Origin of the sequence: Bacillus sanguinis, assembly GCF_018332475.1 — a bacterium.
Classification (GTDB): domain Bacteria; phylum Bacillota; class Bacilli; order Bacillales; family Bacillaceae_G; genus Bacillus_A; species Bacillus_A sanguinis.
Map to the genome: position 1 here is coordinate 1 of NZ_BOQB01000257.1, position 2,425 is coordinate 2,425.

At 36.2% G+C, this 2,425-nt stretch carries 3 protein-coding genes and 1 pseudogene; all 4 read right to left on the reverse strand.

All coding sequences use genetic code 11. The features are described from left to right. Positions 1-14: 14 nt before the first annotated feature. Positions 15-428 carry a BrxA/BrxB family bacilliredoxin gene (locus KI369_RS23080; RefSeq protein WP_002003484.1) on the reverse strand — a complete coding sequence of 138 codons (414 nt, stop codon included), beginning with the start codon at positions 426-428 and terminating at the stop codon, positions 15-17. Positions 429-571: 143 nt separating this feature from the next. Further along, on the reverse strand, positions 572-979 hold the full coding sequence (locus tag KI369_RS23085; protein WP_212957523.1) for a YjdF family protein: 408 nt from the start codon (positions 977-979) through the stop codon (positions 572-574). Between the two features lie 121 nt (positions 980-1,100). Then, a complete protein-coding gene (locus KI369_RS23090; RefSeq protein ID WP_212957524.1) occupies positions 1,101-1,565 on the reverse strand; it encodes an NUDIX hydrolase in 465 nt (154 codons plus the stop codon). A gap of 69 nt (positions 1,566-1,634) precedes the next feature. Further along, a pseudogene (locus KI369_RS23095) lies at positions 1,635-2,338 on the reverse strand (DUF421 domain-containing protein). Positions 2,339-2,425: the final 87 nt, after the last annotated feature.

The window sequence follows — 2,425 nt, forward strand, 5'->3', positions numbered from 1 at the left end:
GCCTTTTCAATTATTTATAGTTCTTCGCAATTCTCTTCGAAATAAGATTGTAGTTTTGCAATAACTTGCATCGGTTCATGACCTTCAATTTCATGACGCTCTACCATCGTTACAATTTTCCCATCTTTTAATAAAGCAAATGATGGAGAAGAAGGTGGATACCCTTCGAAATATTCACGAGCTTTTGCTGTTGCTTCTTTATCTTGACCTGCAAACACCGTTACAAGATGGTTAGGACGTTTATCATAATGTACAGAATGCGCAGCAGCAGGACGAGCAATACCACCTGCACAACCACATACAGAGTTTACCATTACAAGTGTTGTTCCATTTCTTTTAAACGCTTCTTCTACTGCTTCTGGCGTCGTCAGTTCTGTATATCCAGCAGAGACAATCTCTTCACGCGCTTGGCGGACAACATCATTCATAAAAAAGTTAAAATTAATCAATCTTTTCCCTCCTCTAAAACTACCTATTTGTATCTTACCAGTTAATGTTTATGAAATACAAGTAAGTTTACTTGTATTTGAGTATAGAAAAGGTGTTAGAGCTCTTGCTCTAACACCTTTTCTTAATGGCCACGATGCTTTTGCTTTGCTTTTTGTACTTTAATTAAATGTCTTCTTTGTTTTTCAGCTTCTCGCATCTCTTTAGACCGCACTTTCTTTTCTTGTTTATGCAGTTCATAAGATAAGCTAATTGCCTCTTGTGCCTTAGTAAAACGTTTTACATTTACTTCTTTTGCTACTTGTCGTATGATACGTTTTATATTTTTTGGACGTTGTTTTTCTTTCACTTCCACACCGCATTTTGCAAAATGCTGAAAATAGGCTAACATTGGACCAGTCACAAATATAAGTATCTCTTCGTCTGATGGCTCCGTTCCAAAAATATACCGTGCTCCATACAATTTCCCTTTTTCTTTACATGTAATAATTCCAACAAAAAATTGACCATCGTGATATACTGTCAAATCCATTGACAGCCCCTCCTTTAAAAAATTAGAAATACAGGACATCCCGGAGGGGAAGGTTACTGACATGAAATCATGCGTCTGGACTACCAACCAGAACTGTGTTTTTGTATTTCTTTCACTATTATTATATCTTTTTTTCCATAATCTTCATATATTCAACAATCATTTTTTTATGCGATCCTACAATATAGTCAGGTAGTTCCGTTACTTGAAAAAATTTAAGCTGAACCGCTTCTTCTTTGTTCATAACAAAATCTCCATCGTATTCATCCGTATAATAAGCGGTCGTTACGGATTGGAATTCATCACCATTTGCTAATTTTGTAAAATAGTTCGCTCCAGAAAATACATTAATTAATCGCAGGTTCTTCACTTCTATTCCTGTCTCTTCATATACTTCACGGCAGGCTGTTTCTTCTGGTGATTCACCAAGCTCCATGAGCCCCCCAGGCAGCCCCCATTTCCCGTAAGGCTCTGTTCTTTGCTGTAATAATACATATCCATTTTCATTTATAACGAGTACAACAGCACCAACTAAAATTAAAGGGCGATGACCAACTATTTTTCGTAATTCTTCTACATATCCCATCGTATCCCCCCTTTTTCGTTGTCCACACTATTGTATCATATGTATGAAACGACAAAATGCGTATATTTTTCATTTTTTTAACAATATATTTATTTTATGTGCTTCATCTACTGTAGCTAACATAATAGATTCGACTTCTGCATCCTTCTCTAGAAATTCTCTCGCCCACTCTTCTGTTTTCCCTAATAAAGCAAGAACATCTTTCTGAATGCTCCCATCCTTTACTAATACAAAAAAAACTGGAGATTTTTCCCCGCCACTTTCAGATCAAGCCGCGAAACTGCCTCATATTCTGGATACTGAAATATAGAAACCACACCGCTTGCTTCCCATAGTGCTAATTTAATCTTTTGAATGTCGCTCACATTTCGCATACGAAGTTCTGAAAATAAATATTCTACTGTAATTCTCGCTTTTTTCAAATTGCTAAAATCAATGGAACCATTGTGTATAAGAATAATAGGTGCTGGCTCTAAAAAGCGTCTCCATCTATCCCATTTCAACATTAAGATTGAGCTTATAATGTGAAGTACAACGAGTATGAACGTTGTAATCATCGAGCCGAGTAATCCCACTTTTTCATCAGATAATGCATTAGAAATATTCCCACCAAGCAATAACACTAATACGACATCTAAAAAACGAAGTTGTGCGATGGACCTTTGCCCCATCGCTTTCGCAACTAATATTAAAAATATGTATGCTATAATAGCCCGAATAACCCATTCATTATTAGAAAGATGCCGTGCCCCTTCAAAAATATGCATATGCATTACTCTGCACTCCTTACCCATCTCAAACTGCTATTCTGTTTTAGTTTGCAACGTTTAAGAACATATATGTAAAAAAGCTGATTCGTT

Coding starts and splice junctions, on each gene's coding strand:
- KI369_RS23090 (WP_212957524.1), bottom strand. CDS start 1,565: ATGGGATATGTAGAAGAATTACGAAAAATAGTTGGTCATCGCCCTTTA.
- KI369_RS23085 (WP_212957523.1), bottom strand. CDS start 979: ATGGATTTGACAGTATATCACGATGGTCAATTTTTTGTTGGAATTATT.
- KI369_RS23080 (WP_002003484.1), bottom strand. CDS start 428: ATGAATGATGTTGTCCGCCAAGCGCGTGAAGAGATTGTCTCTGCTGGA.